This window comes from Nostoc sp. LEGE 12454, assembly GCF_056620565.1.
This window is the reverse complement of the sequence record NZ_JBWQXL010000014.1, coordinates 129,967-148,323: the sequence shown is the minus strand read 5'-3', so window position 1 is coordinate 148,323 and position 18,357 is coordinate 129,967. Positions and strand designations below refer to the sequence as shown.

At 39.1% G+C, this 18,357-nt stretch carries 15 protein-coding genes and 1 pseudogene; 11 read left to right on the top strand and 5 right to left on the bottom strand.

Annotated elements, in window-relative coordinates; translation table 11 throughout:
- Positions 1-629: 629 nt before the first annotated feature.
- Positions 630-866 (bottom strand): hypothetical protein, encoded by a 237-nt coding sequence (locus tag AC1F2U_RS17330; protein WP_480262220.1) that lies wholly within the window; start codon positions 864-866, stop codon positions 630-632.
- A 913-nt stretch (positions 867-1,779) separates the two neighbouring features.
- Positions 1,780-2,115, bottom strand: coding sequence for a hypothetical protein (locus AC1F2U_RS17325; protein WP_480262219.1), 336 nt, complete (start codon positions 2,113-2,115; stop codon positions 1,780-1,782).
- A 660-nt stretch (positions 2,116-2,775) separates the two neighbouring features.
- Here AC1F2U_RS17325 and AC1F2U_RS17320 point away from each other — a divergent pair.
- The 6 genes and pseudogenes from AC1F2U_RS17320 to AC1F2U_RS17295 all read left to right on the top strand — a co-directional run.
- Positions 2,776-2,874 carry a QcrA and Rieske domain-containing protein gene (locus AC1F2U_RS17320; protein WP_480262230.1) on the top strand — a complete coding sequence of 33 codons (99 nt, stop codon included), beginning with the start codon at positions 2,776-2,778 and terminating at the stop codon, positions 2,872-2,874.
- A 249-nt stretch (positions 2,875-3,123) separates the two neighbouring features.
- Entirely contained in the window at positions 3,124-3,909 is a 786-nt protein-coding gene (locus tag AC1F2U_RS17315) for an HAD family hydrolase (RefSeq protein WP_480262218.1), read from the top strand.
- Positions 3,910-4,079: 170 nt separating this feature from the next.
- Complete coding sequence (locus AC1F2U_RS17310) at positions 4,080-5,258, top strand: DNA double-strand break repair nuclease NurA (protein WP_480262217.1); 1,179 nt, start codon at positions 4,080-4,082, stop codon at positions 5,256-5,258.
- 564 nt (positions 5,259-5,822) lie between these two features.
- Positions 5,823-8,516 (top strand): PAS domain S-box protein, encoded by a 2,694-nt coding sequence (locus tag AC1F2U_RS17305; protein WP_480262216.1) that lies wholly within the window; start codon positions 5,823-5,825, stop codon positions 8,514-8,516.
- Between the two features lie 195 nt (positions 8,517-8,711).
- Positions 8,712-8,786: a HAMP domain-containing protein gene (locus tag AC1F2U_RS17300; protein ID WP_480262229.1), complete on the top strand. Its 75-nt coding sequence runs from the start codon at positions 8,712-8,714 to the stop codon at positions 8,784-8,786.
- Positions 8,782-8,904, top strand: a pseudogene (locus tag AC1F2U_RS17295) (sensor histidine kinase); the annotation flags it as partial. The gene AC1F2U_RS17300 and the pseudogene AC1F2U_RS17295, both read left to right, overlap by 5 nt.
- Positions 8,905-8,966: 62 nt before the next feature.
- Here the strand turns inward: AC1F2U_RS17295 and AC1F2U_RS17290 are convergent.
- Positions 8,967-11,141 (bottom strand): DEAD/DEAH box helicase, encoded by a 2,175-nt coding sequence (locus AC1F2U_RS17290; protein WP_480262215.1) that lies wholly within the window; start codon positions 11,139-11,141, stop codon positions 8,967-8,969.
- A 189-nt stretch (positions 11,142-11,330) separates the two neighbouring features.
- Here AC1F2U_RS17290 and AC1F2U_RS17285 point away from each other — a divergent pair, with 189 nt between their 5' ends.
- Complete coding sequence (locus AC1F2U_RS17285) at positions 11,331-11,687, top strand: Spx/MgsR family RNA polymerase-binding regulatory protein (protein WP_480262214.1); 357 nt, start codon at positions 11,331-11,333, stop codon at positions 11,685-11,687.
- A gap of 176 nt (positions 11,688-11,863) precedes the next feature.
- On the opposite strand, the gene AC1F2U_RS17280 is transcribed toward AC1F2U_RS17285, so the two are convergent.
- Positions 11,864-12,694, bottom strand: a complete 831-nt coding sequence (locus AC1F2U_RS17280; protein WP_480262213.1) for a lectin OAA family protein — start codon at positions 12,692-12,694, stop codon at positions 11,864-11,866.
- A 657-nt stretch (positions 12,695-13,351) separates the two neighbouring features.
- Here AC1F2U_RS17280 and AC1F2U_RS17275 point away from each other — a divergent pair.
- Both AC1F2U_RS17275 and AC1F2U_RS17270 read left to right on the top strand, forming a co-directional pair.
- Positions 13,352-13,783 (top strand): DoxX family protein, encoded by a 432-nt coding sequence (locus tag AC1F2U_RS17275; RefSeq protein WP_480262212.1) that lies wholly within the window; start codon positions 13,352-13,354, stop codon positions 13,781-13,783.
- 29 nt (positions 13,784-13,812) lie between these two features.
- Positions 13,813-14,379: a DUF2808 domain-containing protein gene (locus tag AC1F2U_RS17270; protein ID WP_480262211.1), complete on the top strand. Its 567-nt coding sequence runs from the start codon at positions 13,813-13,815 to the stop codon at positions 14,377-14,379.
- 256 nt (positions 14,380-14,635) lie between these two features.
- Here the strand turns inward: AC1F2U_RS17270 and AC1F2U_RS17265 are convergent, their stop codons facing one another.
- On the bottom strand, positions 14,636-14,890 hold the full coding sequence (locus AC1F2U_RS17265; protein ID WP_480262228.1) for a DUF2281 domain-containing protein: 255 nt from the start codon (positions 14,888-14,890) through the stop codon (positions 14,636-14,638).
- Between the two features lie 943 nt (positions 14,891-15,833).
- Here AC1F2U_RS17265 and AC1F2U_RS17260 point away from each other — a divergent pair.
- The gene (locus AC1F2U_RS17260) at positions 15,834-17,153 is read left to right on the top strand and encodes an acetyl ornithine aminotransferase family protein (protein WP_480262210.1); all 1,320 of its coding nucleotides are present in this window, start codon (positions 15,834-15,836) and stop codon (positions 17,151-17,153) included.
- A gap of 45 nt (positions 17,154-17,198) precedes the next feature.
- Complete coding sequence (locus tag AC1F2U_RS17255; RefSeq protein WP_480262209.1) at positions 17,199-18,113, top strand: 2-oxoadipate dioxygenase/decarboxylase family protein; 915 nt, start codon at positions 17,199-17,201, stop codon at positions 18,111-18,113.
- Positions 18,114-18,357 lie beyond the last annotated feature (244 nt).

Below are 18,357 nucleotides of genomic sequence, written 5' to 3'. Positions count from 1 at the left end.
TAACGAATCGTACTTGTCTTGAATGCTTTCTACTACCTGCTTATCAGACATATAAGCCTTTAATTCGGTTACATTCCGATCATCTAACCATTCGGCAAATTGTTCAAGTTATTTTTACATGATGCCTAAGGGAATAAATTCAGCATCATTTAATTAGAAAGGCAATGTGGAAAATTGCTCAGTTCCCTAGAACTAACTAAAAAATTAGAATAGAATATGTAATATTTATTACATATTCTTAAAATAGCTTAGGCGTAGCCTGTCGTAGACATAGCTCTTTACCTTTGACTGGACAATAAGTGGATAGACCTACAGCAGCGAGTCAAGAGACATCGCGCTTCCATCTCAGCAATGTGATGCGATCGTGCTACTTTACAGTTAAAGAAAAAGCCCCTGGTGTTTACCAGGGGTATCCATCTTTATTCCCTCATTTAGAATCGCATCTGTGAAGCTATAGTAAATCCGTATTAATGCGACAATTGCATATTATTGATGCTTATTTTGCAATTAGCGAGTTAGATAGGAATTTACTTAGTTTCATCGATGAGAGCGATGTCTACGCCTACGCTTTTTTGTCAAATTAGGCAATAGTTCTAATTGTTTGTATCCTTTCTGAATGCAATCTTCATTCAAAACATGGGATTGTGTTCGTTATCCCAACACTTGCGATCGCTCCAATTTCTGCCAGTATGTTCGCATTCAGATGCATTATCTATCCAAGGAATCGATGTAGAGTGATACGAGTTTTCAATGGAAGCGAAGATACTGGCGCTGAATAAGGGTAACAATAAGGATAAAATTATTAATGTACAAATCGGTAGAGTGATTAAATACCCAGTAAGCAGTACAATGTTGTTATAAGTCAAAATAAATGTACCTATTTTATTGTTTTTTTGACAAGTTTTTAAGCTGGTTCTTGAATTCGAGAAATGCATAATGCAACCCTATTAATACCAGTTTATATAACAATCACATTTTATTTTTAAAAGCCAAGCTAACTCAGAGCAAGCCCGATCGGGTCTTGCTCTGAGTCTATTTAGCAAAAATAAACTATGAGTCTTATATAAGTATGGATTTTTACGTAAGAATATTATTCAGGGTATACACTCTGATGTCAAAGGTACAAGTGACGACTTTTTAGAACCTTTAATTTTTGGGCGCTAAAAAATGTTTTTAATGAAAAAATATTGAAGTTGGGGCGATCGCTCTTGCGTAAATTCTTGCAAATTTCACTCACATCCTGTTTAAACGATACCGCAAAAATACTGAAGTAATGCTGGATACTTGTATACAGCAGGTTTCAAGTTGGTGAAGTACACAAGCTAAGTCTATTACCAGTTACGGGTCGCAGTTGTAGTCAATAAAAAATTACTATTACTTTACTAGCTAAAAGATACTTTACCGAAACCGTTGCAAGGAAATTTGCCAACGATTGAGCAGTTAGAAGCTGAATTATAAACAGTGTCAATTATAAATAATATTAATGGAATCAGTGGTTCAGATGGAAAAATGGAAATAATGCATTATCCACTAGATGAAGCATATAAAAGGCTTAAACTATAGACAAGACAAAAAAACTGAGTTCTTACCAGAAGAAATAGGAAACAAAGTTGCAAAGATTTGGAGCGAAATAAATGCTAATGCAACTAAAGATTCTGATTTAATTTAGAGTGTATTCCAATGCAGAGGAAAATATCTTCAATCTGCTGTCAGCGCAAGACGCAAAGAAGCAGAGAGTATTTAATAACTTCTTTGCGTCTCTGCGTATTTAATAAACAACTACCACCAAACTCGATTTCCATTTTCGTCAACTCGTGCTTCCCGAATTACGTCGGAAATTTCTTCAGCATCTTTAACATGGTGGAGTGCCTTTTTTTCACCATCAGGTTCATCCACAACGAAGTAAGTTGGGACTGTGATTTTGTCGCCTGTAATGTCTGGTACATCATCAACAGCTGCCTGTTTAGCCTTCTCTTCAACTGATTGAGGCTTATCAGAAATTCTATCTCCTGGATTCGCGGTTAAGTTTCTTTCGTTCACATCTGGCTTTTCACGAGAATCCCGATCTTCGCTTACTGGTTGATTAATTTGATTTTCTTGATTTTTATCACTCATGGCGCTTTCAGTTATTAAAATATGGAACTCGACTAACAACAGCTTAAAAAATTAAAGGCACAAAGAGTTCTTTCTCTGGAGAGAGTTTGAGAGAATCTTTTGAAGATATTTTCTAAGGAACATATCTGAGGTTATAGTCTAGCTCTGAGGTTTATAAATAACTTCCTACTCCAGAAATAAATAATAATGAAAAATTTCAGTTTAGGCGCAACTCTTAAAAAACTAATTTTATGAAACTCAACCCACAGTAAACACAAATGTACATTAATCCTAATGCGATCGCACCGTGTATATTAGTACACTTTTCTTGGTAAATCCAATCATCATAGAAGATTATTCTAGTAATGGCAAAATTCCGGCGAGGATAAAAACGCGCCGGGATTTTTTAACCTATATGATAGAGTAATACAGTTGTATCAGTAGCTATCGGATATCTATTTCCCAAAGTCAGCCAAAGTCCTTAGATAGACCTAAAAACCCAATGCTTCACTTTATCCCAACAATTCACGCTGTCAAAATTATCTTCCAGGATCGGTGGCACTGGCTGAAGACGGCAAACAAATTGAAGCTAGTGCACTATTGCAACCGCAAAGTCAGGAATTCCGATTCTGGTAAAATTATCTGATTATTCACGACGAACCACAGATTGCTGAGTAAGCTATCAGTCCAATCTGCACCCATTTAGGATGTACAGTCGAGTGGGATATTGAAAATAATCACTTTATTTGTGCTTGTCATGGATCTCAATACGATTCTTAGGGTCGAGTTGTTCGCAGCCCAGCTAAACGTTTTGTACCACTAATCACCGTAGTAGTCAAGCAAAACCAAATTCGTTTAGTCGATCGCAAACCTGCTGTAGATCCTCGTTAACCTACCGTTAACAAATCAAATTTTACAATGCCACCACACTTTTTCAGCAAATTTATGAATTATAAAAGACTAACAAAAATTACTGCACGATCTAAATTTGTCGGATAAGCTGACAACAGCAGTTTTATTCTCAAACCAATGACCGCAAGTAGTCCCAAAATTTTAGCCCTGGACTTTGATGGAGTGATTTGCGACGGATTAATTGAATATTTTGAGGTAGCATGGCGTACCTACTGTGAAATTTGGTCTTCTGCTAACGATACACCGCCAGATGATTTAGCTTTGAGATTCTATCGCCTAAGACCTGTGATTGAAACAGGTTGGGAAATGCCCATTTTAATTAAAGCCTTGATAGATGGAATTTCTGACGAAAAGATTCTTCATGAATGGGTAAGCATTGCCCCACAAATTTTGTTAAATGATAAGCTACAAGCAAGAGAAATTGGTGCAAAACTAGATAACCAGCGAGATGAATGGATTACCACGGATTTAGATGGTTGGCTGAGTCTGCATAGATTTTATCCGGCTGTAGTAGAAAAAATCAAATTAACTATTGACAATGGAGTTAAACTATACATTGTGACAACTAAAGAAGGGCGTTTTGTACAGCAGTTGTTGCAACAAGAAGGAGTGAGTTTACCACCAGAAGCAATCTTTGGAAAAGAAGTCAAGCGTCCCAAATATGAAATTTTGCGAGACTTAATTCAGTCAGCAGAAGACAAATCTGTTAGTCTTTGGTTTGTAGAAGATAGACTCAAGACATTACAGTTAGTCCAACAGCAAGCAGACCTTGAGGATGTAAAACTTTTCCTTGCGGACTGGGGCTATAATACCCAAGCAGAAAGGGAATCTGCTCAAAACGATCCGCGAATTCAGTTGTTATCACTTTCTCAGTTTGCCAAAGATTTCTCAGCTTGGCTTTAATATATTAAATATCTAGTGAAAAAGAGATGTAGCAGTGCTACGTCTCTACAAGGATTTTGAATAATGCATATTTAATTTCTGACGTATTTAGATAAATCAAATATGTATTTTGTCAATTTAGGTGAAATAATAACTCACAAGTATTCACTCCTCACTTCGCACTTACTTTTATGCTTGATTTAACAAAACTAGCGCGACAAATGCAGGGTTTAAGTCAGCATCTTACCTTAGAAGCTGCTGCTAGTCGTCAACGTTTAGAACTGGCACAACAACATTTAAAAAATGCTTACGAGTGTCAACAAGATTTAATCGATCGCCAAGAAAAATGGCGCGATCGCATTCTCTTTGCTAATGCTACCCCAATTGAGCCGCTAGAAACCTGCATCGATATCCCAGTTCCCCCAAAAATTCATACTGTCATCGCTACCGATGGTTCCCAAATTGCTCCCAACCATCATGAAATTGCTTACTGTTATCTGCTAAATATTGGCAGAGTCGTCTTGCACTACGGACAAAATCGCCATCCGCTACTCGATAGTTTACCAGAAGTATTTTATCGCCCAGAAGATTTATATATGTCTCGGCAATGGGGAATTAGAACCGAGGAATGGATGAGTTTTCGCCGCACTGCTTCAGAAACAACGGTGTTAGCAGAACTTGCGTGTGATGCAGCACAAGCGGAAACGCCAGCGTTAGCGATGGTAGATGGTTCGCTAATTTACTGGTTTTTAGAACAATTGCCGATGGATGCACGCGATCGCATTTTACCCCCCATCCTAGAAGCTTGGCAGCAGATGCGTGATGCTCGAATTCCTTTAATGGGCTATCTTAGCGCCTCTCGCAGCATCGAAACAATGAACTTTTTACGGTTATTAGCTTGTCCTCATCCAGTGCCAGACTGTAAAACTTATTGCCCAAATCAGCTAGAAAAAGTAGCTTGTAAAATTTTTGAACAGTTGCGAGATACTTCTGTTTGGTTAACCCGACTCAAACCAGGACAACGTAGTACCCTATGGCGCAGCAATTCTCCTATTCTCGAACTTTATGGCGATCAAACCATTTACTTTTGCTACGTCCACGTTGGCACCGAAATCGCCCGAATTGAAGTTCCGGCATGGGTAGCCGAGAATGCAACCATGTTAGATCAAGCACTGGGACTGATGTTAGCACAAGTGCAAAAAGGATATGGCTATCCTGTAGCGATCGCCGAAGCGCATAATCAAGCAGTAGTAAAAGGTGGCGATAAAGCGCGTTTCTTTGCGCTTCTCGAACAACAAATGATTAAAGCTGGCCTAAAAAATGTGGGAACTTCTTACAAAGAAGCCAGAAAGCGCGGGAGTATTGCTTAAAATAATTTGTGATACTCGCCAAAGGCGAGAAGCAAGCTATGTAATTCATAATTCGTAATTGAATTTTTAGCTACGAATTACGCTTTGTGGCACTAATGCCTTAGCTATTTTAAGGACAATTACAGATAAAAGTTCTGATTAATTCAGTTTACGTAACACTTCTTATCTTAAATTTAAAATCTAAATGTTTACTTTACAGCTTTTTAGGGAAACCTTTATTTAGTAAAGAATTAAGTCAACAGCTAGCTAGCTTATACCAATTTTATGTGAAGTTGCACATTATTTTTACCCCTCCCAACCTCCCCGATGTTTTGGGAAGGTGCTGTAGCCGGTGAGATTCTTTCTATGCGTCTTAATAAAGAATTGGTATTATTCACTAAAAACTAGTAGATACTTATTGGCTTTACTATCAAGCTCATTACGTTTTTATTCGTAAGTAACCCGTCTTCGTCTTAACTGACATTAGGCGAGTCTCTAGATTGAAACATTCTATTGCAATGGTTATTCGATTTTAACGATAAATGTCTTAACTTTTATTTCCAAAAAATTATACCCAAAAAGCTGATGAAATTAGTTAAATCTGAGTACAAGCAATCTGAAGAAAAATACTCTCGATTTTTCTCACTTTCTATAGATTTATTGTGTATTGCTAATTTTGATGGTTATTTTAAGTATTTAAATCCAGTATGGACAAAAACACTAGGTTGGTCAATTCAGGAACTCGTTGCTAAACCCTTTATCGAATTTATTCACCCTGAAGATCGAGACTTAACTATTACAGTAGCCCAGAAAATTACACAATCTGTAGATGCAGTCAGCTTTGAAAACCGCTATCTTTGTCGGGATGGTTCTTATAAATGGCTATCATGGAATGCGACTAGTTTCAGTGAAGAAAAATTGATTTATGCAGTAGCTCGTGACATTACTGCTAATAAACAGAATGAGATAGCACTAAAAAATTCTATCCAAGAATTAAAAGCTTTTAAATTTGCCTTAAATGCCCATTCACTAGTAGCTATTACTGATATAACTGGAAGGATAACCTATGTCAATGACTTATTTTGTGAAGTTTCTAAATATTCTTCAGAAGAACTTTTAGGGCAAGATCATCGGATTATAAATTCTGGACACCATACAAAAGAATTTTTTGCAAACTTATGGAAAACTATTGCCCAAGGGAAAATCTGGAAAGGAGAAATTCAAAATAAAGCTAAGGATGGCACTTTTTATTGGGTGGATACTTTGATCGCCCCAATGTTGGGACAAGATGGAAAGCCCTATCAATATGTATCGATTCGCACAGATATTACACAGCGTAAGCTTTCAGAGTTAGCTTTATTGGAGCGATCGCGCTTGTCAGTTTTGAGTGCAGAAGTCAGTTTAGCCTTATCTCAAAGTGGCACACTTCCAGAAATTTTGCAAAATTGTACAAATACTATTTCCCAATACCTTGATATCGGCTTTGTTTGTATCTGGACATTTGAACGCCAAACAAACCAGCTACAATTACAAGCTGGTGTTCATTGCACAGATATTACTTGTAGTACTTTGAGCGATACTCAAGATTTCCCAGAACATATTGCTCTAGTCAATAATATTATTGGCTCAATGATTCAAAATCATCAAGTTATATTTAACCAAGAACTATCCGTTAATCATTCAGAAAAGCTTATAGAGTCTACATTTTCAATTTCTCGATTTTCTGCTTATCCCCTAATAGTAGAGCAGCAAATAATCGGTATAATGGCTTTATTTAGTAAGCAATTATTTACCGAACCAACTCATAACCTATTAAATTGGATTGCTAATAATATTGCTGTGGCTATTGACCGAATCTGGGCGCGAGAAGAACTCCTCAGCCGTCGAGAAGCCTTGTTACTGCGTCTAGCTAGTCAAATCCGCAGTTCTCTTGACCTAGATATGATCCTAGAAACTGCTGTGAATGAAATTCGCAGCTTATTACAAATCGATCGTTGCTACTTTCTTTCTTATTTACCGCACCCATCCCAAGCAAGCTTAACTATTACTTATGAAGCACGAAACCCTAACTTGACAAGTATGTTAGGCAGTATTCCACTGCAAAAAAGCAATTTTTTAACTCAAAATCTTCTCTCTCAAGAGCTAATTTGCATCGAAAATATTAATCGTAAATCACAACTTGATTATGATATGCAAGAACTTTTAACTGAATTTGGCATCACATCTCAACTAATGCTACCAGTTAAAAGTAATTCTGGCGAGATTGGAGCAATTGTGTGCAGTCATTGTAGTGGCGATCGCATTTGGACTAACAGTGAAATTAATCTTTTACAAGCTGTTTGCGATCAACTAGCGATCGCTATCGACCATGCACAAGTTTATATCCAAAGCCGCACTGCTACTTTAGAAGCTCAAACTCAAGCTGAAAAACTCACCGAAACCTTGCATAAATTGCAACAAACTCAATCTCAACTGATCCAAAATGAAAAGATGTCTAGCTTAGGACAATTAGTCGCTGGGGTTGCTCATGAAATCAACAATCCAGTTAATTTTATTCATGGTAACTTAACCTATGCTAACGAATATTTTCAAGAGATGTTAACTCTCTTGCAACTTTATCAGCAATATTATCCCCAACCGGAAGTAGAAATTGAAAATTTTGCTAAAAAAATTGATTTGGAATTTCTTACTAGTGACCTTTCTCAACTCCTCTCCTCGATGAATATGGGTACTAATCGTATCCGTGAAATTGTTTTAGGATTGCGAAATTTTTCTCGCCATGATGAAGCAGATAAAAAATTAGTTGACATTCATGAAGGGATTGAAAATACCTTATTAATTTTGCATCATCGCTGGAAAAATAATGGAATTGGCTTAGATATATCCATAGTTAAAGAATATGGTGATTTGCCTCTAGTTGATTGTTATGCTGGGCAACTTAATCAAGTATTTATGAATATTTTAACTAATGCGATCGATGCCTTAGAAGAGTCAATGACCAAGATAAAAACAAATCATAAACCGCAAATTGTAATTCGTACTGAAATTTTAGAGAGTAAATTTGTTGTCATCCGAATTGCTGACAACGGATTAGGAATGGTAGAAGATATTAAAAAGCGGTTATTCGATCCATTTTTCACCACAAAACAGGTAGGTAAGGGAACAGGTCTAGGACTGTCAATCAGCTACCAAATTGTAGTAGAAAAACATGGTGGAATTTTGAATTGTCTATCAGAACCAGGAAAAGGCACAGAATTCTGGATTCAAATTCCAATTTAAAAATACTCTCTGTTTAAAAACACTACAATTTTATACAAAGCTGTACATAAATATGTAAAGCAAATCATTGACTGGCTGCTACAGGATAAGCTAGATATGGCTTATTTAGGGCCTATGAGCTATCTGGAGGCAATAGACCGAGGTGCTAAAATTGAACCGTTGGTTGCTCAAAAATTATAAGCAGGAACAGCAGAAATTGCTGCCGGAAACCTAGATTACAGTTTAGATATTCAGACAGGGGATGAAATAGAAGACTTGGCTAAGTATTGATAGTACACTGCTGATTTTGCAGAATCGATTGAAAGGTAAGCCAGAGAATCCCAAAATTGAAATCCCCAAGGAATATGGTGAGTTACCTCTGGTAGAGTGTTATGCAGGGCAGTTAAATTTTGCGACCGCTCCAGAAATTAATTAAAAAATAGCTGATTTTAAATAATTAAAAATTATTTTTTATTCTCTCCACAATGCCACTTGCTGTTTCAGTTCATTCATATCTAAATAATCGTTAGCAAAAGCTTTCCATAAAAGTGGATGAGGAATAAAGCTATCGTACTTTTGAATTTCCGGTGCCTCAGAGGTACTGACTAAATCTTCTGAAGTAATTCTTTGTTCGCATAATGAAGTAATTTCAGGATAAAGATCTTTAAATTTATCCTTGCCTAATTTAATTGTAAAATAATAGGGATTTACTCCGCCAATACTTGTAATTTCCAACGATTCCCGACAGTATGAGTTGAGTAATCTTTCTAAGGTGCGATAAGCAACCGTACCCATCCAAGGGAAAATATAGCATTTACCTTTTTCTAATTGTAAAATATTCTGCTTATCTAATCCAACTTGCTGCGCCATTTGGCGAACTTGACATAACCGTTCCAAAGCATTTTTTTGTAAGTAACTATACTCGATCTTCTCAAATAAGACTTGCTGCATTCGTTGCAAAACTTTGGTATGAATAGTTCCACCACCACCACGCCAATAAATACTAGATTTACCCTCAGCTTGTTTAACAAAAATAACCTTCTTTTTAAAGTCAACTTCTACGACTTCCCAACTTCTGCCAGCTAAAGCAAATTGATTACCAACAGGAAGCGGCGTGACAATACTGCCAATTTCTGTTGTACCTTGCTTAACAATATATTCTTGCTGTTCGGCAAAGACAGCATAAAACTGAAATTTTCTCACTATCTTTTCTCCTGCCAAACCCAGGATTAATTTACCTTGTTCAGTATGCTGAATATGACCAATATCAATTAAATAACGTAGTAATAGTTGTAAATCCTCTTTGGAAATCGCAGCAAAGGGCGGCAGGCTAAAAATTTGTTTAGCTAGGGCATTAGCTGAGATTTCTCCTGCTGCTGTTAAAATACTCATTGTTTGGTGATAAAGCAAACTCAAAGGATATTTTATTGGTCTAATTGGTTCAATCCATTGTTCCTCTAAATAAAGTTGAACGATCGCAATACACTGTAAAAGCTGCCAGGGAATTTGTTCTGGGAGAGAAGCTTCTGGTAAAAGCTTATCTTCAGCGCAGACAAAACGCATATCAGCAACTTCTCCTCTTCTACCACTTCGTCCCAAGCGTTGTAAAAAGCTAGCTACAGACAAGGGTGATTCTAACTGAATCACTCGCTCTAAATGACCGATATCTATGCCTAATTCTAGAGTCAAAGTGGCGGCGGTAACAGCTGGATTGTTGGGTTCGCGCATCGCATTTTCAGCAGCTTGCCGTAAGCTAGCAGATATACTCCCATGATGCACATGATATATATCTGGTAATCCTTGTTTTGTGGCAATTTGTCGCAAAGATGCAATTACAGATTCGGTACGTGTGCGATTATTAGCAAATATCAGGCATTTGCGAGATTTGCTGAGGTTGAAAATATATTGTTCATCTGCTGTCGCTTCTGATTCATCTACTTCATCAGTAATATAAAAATGTTCTACCGCTAGTTTTATCTGGCGTTTTATACCGTCAACTTTTGGTGTAATTACTGGCTTATCTGTTCCCGATCGCAGCCAATTTTCCGCTATTGAATAATCCCCAAGAGTTGCCGATAAACCAATACGACGCGGTTGTTTTTGGGTCAACTTTGCTAAACGTTGTAATTGGCAAATAATTTGACAACCGCGTTCTGAACCCATAAAAGCGTGAATTTCATCAATAATGACAAATTTTAAATCACCAAATAAGCGAAGTAAGTCGTTATTTTTATTAATTAACAAACTTTCCAGAGACTCTGGGGTAATTTGGAGAATGCCTTGAGGATTCTTTAAAAGCTTATTTTTTCTAGTTTGCGAAACATCGCCATGCCAGTGCCAAACTGGAATATCTGCTTCTTTGAGTAAGTCGTTGAGACGCTCAAATTGATCGTTAATTAAAGCTTTGATTGGACTAATGTATAATGCGCCAATTGTGGCAGCAGGGTTTTCATATAATAAAGTCAAAACTGGTAAAAAAGCTGCTTCTGTTTTACCAGCAGCAGTTGCAGCAGTAACTAGCAAGTGAGCATCAGTGTCAAATATAACTTGACAAGCGGCAATTTGAACTGGGCGTAATTCAGTCCACTGGTGATGATAAATATATTCTTGGATGAAGGGTGCAAGTCGGTTAAAGGCATCGCTCATATTTTTTATGGATAAAAGTGTTAGTAAAACTACTCCTTGGTATTTCAGAGAGTTCCATGCTTGGAATTACCGATTTCTAAAAGCGATCGCTACTCTTAAATTTCTGCTATAGAGATTCTACGACAAGAGCATTGGTGGCAGAAGTTCCACCTACTATGTCATATATGGAGATTGTTGCTTAATTATTTTATGTCTATTCAAGTCTACGGAATTCCCAATTGCAGCACTTGCAAAAAAGCTTTGACGTGGCTCCAACACAACAACATTGACCATGAGTTTATCAACACCAAAGATACTCCGCCGACTCGTGAGATGATTCAAAACTGGGTAAAGTCTTTGGGTTTTGCTCCTATGCGAAACACCTCCGGTCAATCCTACCGCGCTTTAGGAGATGAAAAGAAGATTTGGGCTGATGAACAGTGGGTTGATGCATTCACTCACGACGCAATGCTGCTCAAACGTCCACTTTTCGTTAAGGATGGAACAGCTGTGTTGGTAGGTTTTAGAGATGAGGGAATAGTTCGAGAAAAATTAGATTTAGCTTAAAGAGTTCTAAGCGTTGAGTTTCCCGATAGTTAAGACTAGGGAAACTATATTATTTATTGGCGATTATTATAGCGTTTCCTAATAAAACAAATAGCCCCCTGCCACGAGACAGCGGGGAGGGGGTTGGGAGTTGGGTTCAGTACCTACTTAACCGAGAATCGGTCGCGATCGCCTTTTTAGATTTGGTGCGATCGGAAGCCGATAGGCCCTTCACCAGAATATGTTGTGGTTCCAGTTAAGGTCTTCCCACCATCACTAGATGTGACGTTGAGCGCTACTACATTCTGTCCTACACGACTACCGATTAGCCAAGTACCACCAGGATTCCACGGCGCTGTATTACCACCCCACTGGTTTTCTACTGTGTAGTTGTTGCTGCCAACAATGTTACCTTTAAAGCCGATGGGGCCTTCACCAGCATAAGTGATAGTTCCAGTCAGGGTTTTACCGTCGTCGTTCGATGTAATATCGATCGCAACAACATTTTGATTCGATCGAGAGCCAAGTACCCAAGTTCCACCAGGATTCCACGCAGCAGATGAGCCTCCCCATTGGTTTTCCACATTATAGACACGGCCATCAACAGCAGCACTCTTAAAACCGATGGGGCCTTCACCAGCATAAGTGATAGTTCCAGTCAGGGTTTTACCGCCGTCGCTGGATGTAACATCGATCGCAACAACATTTTGATTTCCGCGAGAGCCGAGTACCCAAGTCCCGCCGGGATTCCACGGAGCAGATGAGCCTCCCCACTGGTTTTCTACGTTGTAGTTGTCGCTCCCAGTTAAGGTAGCCTTAAAACCGATGGGGCCTTCACCAGAATATGTTGTGGTTCCAGTAAGTGTCTTGCCGTTGTCACTGGATGAAACTTTGAGTTCGACAATGCGCTGATCTGCTCTAGCTCCAATTATCCATACTCCACCAGGATTCCACGGAGCAGAGGCACCACCCCACTGATTTTGTACATTGTATAGATTATTAGCATTAGCTGTTGTTGTAGTTGTCATTTTTTTTCTCCAAATTTTGATCGTTGAGTCAAAATGAATCTGTAGAAATCCGATGCGATCGCGGAAAAAACTACGCACAATTAACACAACCTTTGCCAATTTGCAAGGCTTGACGTAGAACAAGCCTAGACACCAAACGCTTGGCAAAAGTATTGTTAAGCAGCAAGTATTAGTCTTTTATCCTGCCGTCGTTATACCAATACGAACGTAGTTAAAATTACAAGTAGATTTAATAAATTTTTAATAAAAATGTATTTTGCTTTACCAAGCGAGCCATGACAGAGTTAGAGATTTCCAAGAAATAAATTATCCAAATAAAATAAACGTAGGCGCATTCGTGCTGCGTGTCGCAGACAGACGCTGCGCGAACGTAGAGAAGCGTCTTGCCGCAGGCTACCACTCCAGGCGCAGAGAACACAGAGAGACAAGAAATAGAGAGAATTTTTGCGTCAGTTTTGGGATATTTTTTTATTTGGAAGTCTTTTAGTAAATCAATCTTTGAGTACAGTCCGGTGTATCAGTTATATTTATACTTGCGATCGCTTTTGTAAGTACTTTGGAAAATTTTGTCGATTTTTACTCCTATTGACTCAATGCAGATTAACATCCGTCAGTCAAACTGAAGTAATAGGGCAAGTATATAAAGAGGCAAAAACCATGAATAAGCATAAGGAAACATTACGTGTCATCCTTGCTATATGCATCATTGTCGTTGGAGTAACACACTTTGTTGTTCCACAAGAATATGTCAAAATTGTGCCGCCGCCACTACCTTACCCTTTAGGATTAGTTTATCTCAGTGGCTTTTATGAAATTTTGGGTGGTATCGGGTTGTTAGTTCCGCCTGTAAGTCAAGCTGCTGCTTGGGGGCTTCTTGCTCTTTTTATTGCTGTTTACCCAGCGAATATTTACATGGCGGCTAATCTGATTAAGATTGAACATATACCAAACTCACCTTGGGTACACGTAGTTAGGCTTCCCCTTCAAGCTGTTTTAATTGCTTGGGCTTGGTGGTATACAAAATCTTCGTTTGGGGAAAAACAAGCTTCGATCGTTCCTAAGTCATTGATTCCCAAGGAACTAGAATGAGAATAAGTGCGTTTTTTTATATCTGAATCATGCGCCTTACAACTTTGTTTGGAATAACACTCTCGTTAGCAATAGGCATTGGAGAAGTTACGCTTCCGGTAACTCAAGCCGTGCAGCTTAGAGATGGCCTAGTCTATTTCGTCCAACCGCCAACACTTGTTAACGCGACAACTACTTATAAAGAGGTGAATGTCTGGGGCGCAACTTACTATTTCACTATCAATGTGCCAGAAAATGCTGGAGAATCTCTCCAGAAGGTAACGATCGCACAAAAAGAGGGGTCAGAAAACATCCGCTACAATCTTGATGATACCCGTGCATTTGTCGGAAAACGCGATCGCAGAGAAACCCAACTGAAACTAGGCTCAGTCACAAACGACCGCAAGACACGCACGGTTTCTGTAAACTTTGACCCACCTGTAACTCCAGGACAGACAATTACCATCGCCCTCCGCCCTGTAAGTAATCCAAGCTTTTCTGGTGTTTACTTATTGGGTGTTACTGCATTCCCTGCGGGTGAAAAATCTCACGGTCAATTTCTTGGTTTTGGACGGTTTCAGTTTTACAGCAATAGAGGAAGTTGGTGGTTCCGATAGAGGGAATAGGGGATAGAAAATGGGGAATGGGTGTGGAAATATTTGTGAGATGTGTGGAGAAGTTTTTGCATTAATTGAGTAGGTGTAAATTAGCTGTTTTTTTACCCTGTTTAATTTACACCCAACTTTACCAAGAAATTTCTCTGACTTGTCCTGGTTGTTAATTGTACCTGACCAAGCGATCGCAAGTGATTTACAACGCTAGGCACACCTTCCATTAAGAAGGAACAGTGATTAGTATCCAAGAGATACATAATTAAAATTCTAGAGGCATCCGACTGTCATGAACTAGTTGCAGGCATTCTCTAATATCTGAACCTTCCCAACTGCCCACAAACTCTAATAAATCTTCAGCAGTAGAACCTGTTAAGGTATGCTCTGTTACAAGCTTTTGTTCAGGTTGGGTATCTGAAGATATGCTGTTTGTTTGATGTTTGACTTGCAAAAATTGTACAAAGTCTAAAATTTCTTGTAATAATGGTTCAGGTAATTTTTCTAATTCTTGGTTAATTTGTTCTTTAATATAGCAGTCCTAAATCATTCGTGAAAATTATATCTCTCTTTCTTCTTTCTTTCCTTTGCGTCCTTGGCGTCCTTGGCGGTTCGTTTTCTAATTTATATTTTTCACAACTCAAATAGGATTGCTATAGTCATTATTGCCCCTGTGTTCACAAAGTTGAAAAACTGGGTATTGATTTATATATTATCTAATGTCGATCGCAGTTGGTTGTGTTGAGAAGCCTACACTTACCTATACTCAGGAAGTGTAGGTACGTCACACCAGACGAGTTAAAACCAAGACCACCGGTGACTTGATCCCGATCGTCGTTCGCAGTGCCTCTTTCAAATAAGCGATGTCTACGACAAGCCGCTAAAAGCGTCTACGCACCCGGTACGTTATTCCAACACCGCCTCACTGTATGCTGAATCTCTGCATTCACTGCTGAATAAGCTCACGCAGAGGCACAGAGAGGAAGATTGAGGCATTCTGGCTACTACTGAACTAACTTTTGGAGTCGCAAAAGCAACTAATGCGACTTGAAAACCAACTTTTGGAGTCGCAAAAGCAACTAATGCCACTTGAAAACCAACTTTTGGAGTCGCAAAAGCAACTAATGCGACTTGAAAACCAACTTTTGGAGTCGCAAAAGCAACTAATGCAGGGCTATTTTATTCTCATCCAGCCCGCCTCAGAATAAATTCTGAGGCTAATAGCAAAAGTCGTTTAAAGACGACTCTGACTTCTAAATTCTTCTTCAACAAAAAATATAATATGACGCGATCGCAGAAGTTGTGTTATAAAAACGGGCAAAGTCTTACAAAATACGAAAATCTTTACCATGAAACTTTTTCGGTAAATGCGTAATTTCTACACCAATGGCATCAAATGCTACTGTCAGCAATCAACCTTTAGCGTTTAATCATCACTAATATGCAAAAAAATTGAAAAAATTATGTTAAGTATCCCTATTAACCTAAATTTACCTCTTACACCCCGTATAGTAACTTCTTTACCTGGGTCTCGCGCTCAAGCAATTGTACAACGCGATCGCGCCGTAACTTCCCCTTCTTACACCCGCGATTACCCATTAGTTGTATCTCGCGGTCAAGGTTGCATGATAGAAGATGTGGATGGCAATGTATTTCTGGATATGACCGCAGGTATTGCCGTTACCGCCACCGGACACGCCCACCCGGAAGTTGTCAAAGCAATTCAAGAACAATCTGAACGTCTGCTGCACATGTCAGGGACGGATTTTTATTATGAACCAATGGTGGAACTAGCGGAACAGTTGGCGATTCGTGCCCCCTTTCCCCAGCCACAGAGTAATACTGGGTTTCCCGCAAAAGTATTTTTTACCAATTCCGGGGCGGAATCCAATGAAGGAGCCATTAAACTAGCTAGATATTACACCAAGCGATCGCTAATCGTGGCATTCTTAGGTGCATTTCACGGACGCACTTATGGGGCAATGTCTCTGACTGGTTCCAAAGCAGTGCAACGAGCTAATTTTGGGCCTTTAGTTCCTGGGGTAACTCATATCCCTTACGGCACTCACGCAAGCTTAGATTACTTGGAACAACAGTTATTTAGCACAATTTTACCACCGCAAGAAGTAGCGGCGATCGTAGTCGAACCGATTCAAGGAGAAGGTGGATATATCGTACCCGAAGATGGTTTTTTGCAGCGGATTCGGGAGATATGCGATCGCCACGGTATTCTGATGGTAGTGGATGAAGTGCAAGCAGGGATGGGGCGGACTGGTCGCTTATTTGCGATCGAGCATTGGGGTGTGATGCCTGATATCATTACTACTGCTAAAGGTATTGCCAGTGGTCTGCCTTTAGGAGCGATACTTGCTAGACCAGAGTTAATGACTTGGCCTCCCGGTTCTCACGCTACTACATTTGGCGGTAATCCCGTAGCTTGTGCTGCTGGTATTGCCACATTACGACTGCTGGAAAGTGGTTTGATGACTAACGCTACCCAAATGGGAGAATTATTACAAGCTAGTCTTACCCAGTTGCATCAAAGATTTCCGAGAGTATCGTTGCCACGAGGTAAAGGTTTGATGGTAGCGGTAGATTTGTTGGATGAACAGGGTAATCTCGATTATAAATTGCGCGATCGCATTATTCAAGAAGCTTTTTTACGCGGTTTATTATTGCTAGGTTGCGGTAAAGCAGCAATTCGTTTCTGTCCCCCTCTAGTTATTGACAGCGACCAAATTCAGATAGCCCTTCAAATTATCAGTGAGATTTTAAGTTCTTAAAATATCAGGGAGATGAGGAGTAAGGGAGAAAGGGGGAAATGACAAATGACAAATAAAATTGCCCTTAATTTATGGAAATTACTTTGGCAAGAATACAGCGCCAGGGTAAATCATGCTCGTACCTACCAGCAAATGATTACTGCTGCTGGTGGAACTGTCGCCAACGACCACATTGCCTTTCGGTCATTGCGTTTATTAGTAGATAGTCCACAGGGTCAAGTTAACTTAGGAATTGACTACTTGGGGCAACTTGCAGAAGCCTTGGGTTATGTGGCGGCTGGAGAGTATACTTTTGCTCAAACTTATTTGTACGCCCGTCATTATCGTCATCCGCAGCAAGAGGAATTTAATTTACCCAAGCTGTTTATCAGCGAGTTAATTGTCGATGAATTGCCTGATAATATTGCCCAACTCATCTCTAAAACAGTATCTTCAATCCCAGACGGACTGACCTCACCCTTTACTCTTCTACAAAAAGACGGGAATATTGAAACCATCGCCAAACAACTCCAGCAAGTCTTCACCCGCCCCTGGCAACCTCCGCATCGTTTGATTGTTGAAGAAGTGAATCAGGTTACTCAGTATGGTGCTTGGGTATTGCTGCATGGATATGCTGTCAATCATTTCACAGGCTACATCAATGCACACAATACTCCAGAATATCCAGACATTGATACTACTGCCAGTGCTTTGATTAACCTGGGTGTACCAATGAAAGCAGAGATAGAGGGAAATGTTGCTTGTGGTTTGCGGCAAACTGCAACTCAAGCAATAACAGAAATGGTGACAGTGTTAGATGATAACAGTGGTGCAGAAATTCAGATTCCTTGGACTTACGCCTACTATGAAATAGCCCAGCGCTATCTAGTAGAAGTGGAATCTGGAAAGCAGGTACTTTTTGATGCTTTTTTAGGAAGTAATGCCCAGCAATTGTTTGAAATGACTCGTCTATCTAAGTAGCCTAGAACTCGATCTCGTCGGTGTTGATATCTCCCGCACTAGATATTGCACTCTTGTTACAATTGTCTTGAGAAATGAAATCCAACATTTGTGCGTTTGTTAGTTAAAGCTTGGGTTCAGCACGACTTAAATTACAGCCTTTGTAACGAAAATAATGATTTTACTAACCAAAAAGGTAATTTTGTAACGAAAATAACGACTTGAGTTACTCAAGTCGTTATTTTTATAACTAAAACTAGGACTC

Excerpts from the sequence above, each read along its gene's own strand:
- AC1F2U_RS17325 (WP_480262219.1), bottom strand. The coding sequence starts at position 2,115 with ATGAGTGATAAAAATCAAGAAAATCAAATTAATCAACCAGTAAGCGAA.
- AC1F2U_RS17315 (WP_480262218.1), top strand. The coding sequence starts at position 3,124 with ATGACCGCAAGTAGTCCCAAAATTTTAGCCCTGGACTTTGATGGAGTG.
- AC1F2U_RS17310 (WP_480262217.1), top strand. The coding sequence starts at position 4,080 with ATGCTTGATTTAACAAAACTAGCGCGACAAATGCAGGGTTTAAGTCAG.
- AC1F2U_RS17305 (WP_480262216.1), top strand. The coding sequence starts at position 5,823 with ATGAAATTAGTTAAATCTGAGTACAAGCAATCTGAAGAAAAATACTCT.
- AC1F2U_RS17290 (WP_480262215.1), bottom strand. The coding sequence starts at position 11,141 with ATGAGCGATGCCTTTAACCGACTTGCACCCTTCATCCAAGAATATATT.
- AC1F2U_RS17285 (WP_480262214.1), top strand. The coding sequence starts at position 11,331 with ATGTCTATTCAAGTCTACGGAATTCCCAATTGCAGCACTTGCAAAAAA.
- AC1F2U_RS17280 (WP_480262213.1), bottom strand. The coding sequence starts at position 12,694 with ATGACAACTACAACAACAGCTAATGCTAATAATCTATACAATGTACAA.
- AC1F2U_RS17275 (WP_480262212.1), top strand. The coding sequence starts at position 13,352 with ATGAATAAGCATAAGGAAACATTACGTGTCATCCTTGCTATATGCATC.
- AC1F2U_RS17270 (WP_480262211.1), top strand. The coding sequence starts at position 13,813 with ATGCGCCTTACAACTTTGTTTGGAATAACACTCTCGTTAGCAATAGGC.
- AC1F2U_RS17260 (WP_480262210.1), top strand. The coding sequence starts at position 15,834 with ATGTTAAGTATCCCTATTAACCTAAATTTACCTCTTACACCCCGTATA.
- AC1F2U_RS17255 (WP_480262209.1), top strand. The coding sequence starts at position 17,199 with ATGACAAATAAAATTGCCCTTAATTTATGGAAATTACTTTGGCAAGAA.